The sequence below is a fragment of the Roseofilum sp. SBFL genome (genome assembly GCF_017746885.1).
Classification (GTDB): Bacteria; Cyanobacteriota; Cyanobacteriia; order Cyanobacteriales; family Desertifilaceae; genus Roseofilum.
Window position 1 is genome coordinate 1 of sequence record NZ_JAGHZH010000111.1, and the last position, 3354, is coordinate 3354.

Below are 3354 nucleotides of genomic sequence, written 5' to 3' on the forward strand. Positions count from 1 at the left end.
ACCAGTGTGAATCCCTTTATGATGCCATCATAGAAGCTTTTAAGATACTGTCCTAACGCTCCCTTTCTTTGCTATATCACCAGGCTCTTTTGTTCCAGGACACTCACCCGTATATTCAGTGACCGTTACCTGGACTTGATTGACAGTGGATTGCCCTTCAAAGATTAACCCTGTTTCTTGCCTTTGCGCTTTAGACTCTGCTGCTGTCCAATTCAAAATCAAGGCAGTCAGGGGGATAAGCACAATTGAAGTCAGGATCGGGTAATCTAGTGTGATTTTTTTCATGAGCAACTGCTTTATCGGTGCTGACTATTTAAAAGATTACCATATTTCGGTTGGTATCCGAATGTTACCACAATCGTTGTACTGGATAGCGATCGAAGATGATATCAATACTTAAAATCGGTATTTGAGCCACGAATGCTTGTGCAATTAATAATCGGTCAAATGGATCGCGATGAGGGTTGGGGAGTTGTTCCAAAGCAAAAACATGAGCCAGTTCAATGGGTAAAATCGGCAAATCGTTGACTTGTTTTTGACGATTTATGACTTGCGAAAGGGGCAAATTTAGGGTTAATTTGTTAAGCTGGATTTTGATTTGCATCTCCCAAATCCTAACTCAACTGAAAAACACAGTATTATTCAGGTCTCTTAGAATCTGGGTTGCTTGTGTTGACAACTTTTATGGTTCTATTGCTAACCCCATTAAAACATGAGTATCGAGTAAAATATTCAAGCTTCCTCTGTCCAAAAGCCATCGGGCAGAGGAGGGTTAAAATCATCACTCGTCCACCCCATACCCTGATGTAAACCTAAAATCCGTTGTGGCGTGGGAGAGGATTCTGCTTCATGAGCAGTCGAACTTTGCATTGACTGAGTTTGCCTCTCCAGCAGAAACTCAGCACACCCTAATAATAGTTGTTGATTTTCTGGTCTTAGCTCCTGCAATTTTATCGATAAATCTTCTATAACACTCAGAGTTTGAGAAGTCATAATTGGCGACTTTATGTTACTGTCTTCTGGATAGTATAACAGTTCTGCTTTGTGAGATAGCCAGATCGTCCATCAGGTTTGGCAGCATTAACCGTTTTAGGATCGCTATGAATTTTACCAATTTCACCCGGATGAAGGAGAGGCAAGGATGGGCAGGATTAATCGTTGAAGTATCCTGTTTATCTTGGGTTTGGCTGATTGGGGTATGGACGCTGCTGTGTAATGCGATGGTGTTGCGTCAAGCGACATTTGAGACTCTATTACCGTTTTCCGCGATCGCCCTTATTTTAGCCATTGTCGGTTTTTTTCTCAGTTTTCATACTGTTATTCCTGACTCATTCTCCTTAGCAAAAGACAGGGCAGAACCACCCAAACCGCAGCTTGGAAAAGATTTGGCGCTTCCTTTGGGTATAGCGGTAATCTTAGTCATTATTTATGGAATTACGGATAATTTTGTCCTGTTTTGGAGTCTAGCCACGTTGGGATTAGCCATTTCCTACGGGCAACTGCTCCGCAAATCTCGAGAAAATTTTGTCTTAAAATCACCGACTGTTGTCTCCTGGGAATGGCTGCTCGGATTAGGCGCTCTCGCCATTATCGCTACAGCGATCGTCCATCGTACCCATGGGGATGATGCCTTTTATCTGAACCTGATAGTAGCAGCCTTAGATCGTCCCGATCGCCCCCTGATGGTACAAGACACGATGCATGGTGTGCCCAATGTGCCTCTACTGTTACCGGTCTATCGAGTGCATTCAGTCGAACTTTTAGCCGCAGTCATCAGCCAAATTACTGGTATTTCCCATCTCTGGGTTCGTAACTTCTGGCAACCCTTGGCGATCGCTCCCCTAGTTGTTTTTGCCTCTGCTCTCTTTTTCCGGGCGATCGTCCCCCGTCACTGGTTAAGTGTCACCACTGTTACTACTTTTTTATTAGTAATTTTAACCACGGCTGCCGGGTTAGGAAATTTCTCCCTAGCGCGGTTGCAACAGGGAAAACCCCTCTTTGTTGCCATCCTTGTTCCCCTGATTATTGTCTATACTCTCCGGTATTTAACTGCACCTAGTGCTTGGAAATGGATGATTCTCACCTTCGCTAATATTGCTGCCGTTGGTTGTAGTTCTACCGCTCTCTATGCCGCTCCTTTAACTGTACTGCTTGCCACTTGCGGATACTGGACTCCTACAAGTAAAGCCACTTGGAGATCGGTATCGGTTTTAACGACTTGTGCTTATCCGTTGGCGATCGCCCTCCTCTTCATCACCCAAGTCAAAACCTCCTCCCCCAACATGAGCAATCTCAACTTTGAAGCCATTATCAATAACGACTTCGTGCTACACCTAAAACACGGCATGGGAGGATACTTCTTTTGGGTAGCAACTTTAGTCAGTTGGGCAGTTTTAACCGATCTCAACCTGCGCCGATTTCTCCTAGGGGCAATCCTCACCTTTATGCTCCTATTTATGAATCCTTTCTTGCAAGAATTTTGGGCAGTTAACCTCACTGGAGTCCCCACCTTTCGCCGCCTATGGTGGGTGATTCCTCGCCATCTTCTTCTGGGTATTTTACTCAGTTTTCCTCTCATATCCTCTTCCTTTTCTGACTATCAAAAGCAAGCGAAAATCACACTTTACGCCTTCGTCTCCACCGCTCTGATTGTTCTTGCTACCTCCATTTCTCCTAACTCTTACTCTCCCAAAATCGACTTTAACCGCATTCAATACCGCTTTCCTCCCCAACCCAAACTTCCCCAAGAACGGCTCGATCTCATTAACCGCATTCAAGCTAAAGTTCCCCCTGGAAGCTATGTCTTAGCTCCCGCTTCTCCCGTAGGTAAAGAAGTCGCCGGAGATGAATTAGCCCGGTGGATGATTGTGCCTCGAACTCCCCTATATCCCATTGTCGTCACCGAAAGCTATCTAAATGTCACCAATTTTTTCCCTGAATCAGAATCACAGCAGCGCCGTATTTTATCCCAATATATTAGTGGTGTAAATCGTCCCTCCAACGCTCCCCAAGTTTTACAATCTTCTATTCCTCAACTCTCCATAAAAGCAGCCATTGTCCCCCTGAGTAATCCCTGGGAACCCGAAATTAACGCCATTCTCTCCTCATTAGGTTTTCAGGTAACCATCATCGATCATTATGCTCTTTGGATGTTATAACCATGTATACTTTTTGAAAAAAAATGCAATTTGGGTTGAAGAAACATCTTATGGTAATACAGCGCTTTGCGCTGTAATGGTGTACACTGAAGAAAAGAATGTTATGGAGGAGCTAATGAAAGCATACAGCGTAGACTTACGAGAGAAAATAGTCAAAGCGCATTTAGTAGAAAACTATTCAATCAGACAAGTATCC

General features: G+C 44.1%; 5 protein-coding genes. 2 read left to right on the forward strand and 3 right to left on the reverse strand.

Going from position 1 to position 3354, the window contains the following annotated elements:
• Positions 1 to 39: 39 nt before the first annotated feature.
• The 3 genes from J7545_RS12395 to J7545_RS12405 form a co-directional block, all read right to left on the reverse strand.
• A complete protein-coding gene (locus tag J7545_RS12395) occupies positions 40 to 285 on the reverse strand; it encodes a hypothetical protein (RefSeq protein WP_318719616.1) in 246 nt (81 codons plus the stop codon).
• Between the two features lie 64 nt (positions 286 to 349).
• Entirely contained in the window at positions 350 to 604 is a 255-nt protein-coding gene (locus tag J7545_RS12400; protein WP_318699187.1) for a type II toxin-antitoxin system VapC family toxin, read from the reverse strand.
• Between the two features lie 128 nt (positions 605 to 732).
• A complete protein-coding gene (locus J7545_RS12405) occupies positions 733 to 993 on the reverse strand; it encodes a DUF2281 domain-containing protein (protein WP_318699188.1) in 261 nt (86 codons plus the stop codon).
• A gap of 107 nt (positions 994 to 1100) precedes the next feature.
• Between J7545_RS12405 and J7545_RS12410 the strand changes: the two genes are divergently transcribed.
• Together J7545_RS12410 and J7545_RS12415 are read left to right on the forward strand one after the other, a co-directional pair.
• Complete coding sequence (locus J7545_RS12410) at positions 1101 to 3158, forward strand: DUF6077 domain-containing protein (RefSeq protein WP_318699189.1); 2058 nt, start codon at positions 1101 to 1103, stop codon at positions 3156 to 3158.
• A gap of 13 nt (positions 3159 to 3171) precedes the next feature.
• A partial coding sequence (locus tag J7545_RS12415) for a hypothetical protein (RefSeq protein WP_318719617.1) occupies positions 3172 to 3354 on the forward strand: 183 nt, incomplete at its 3' end.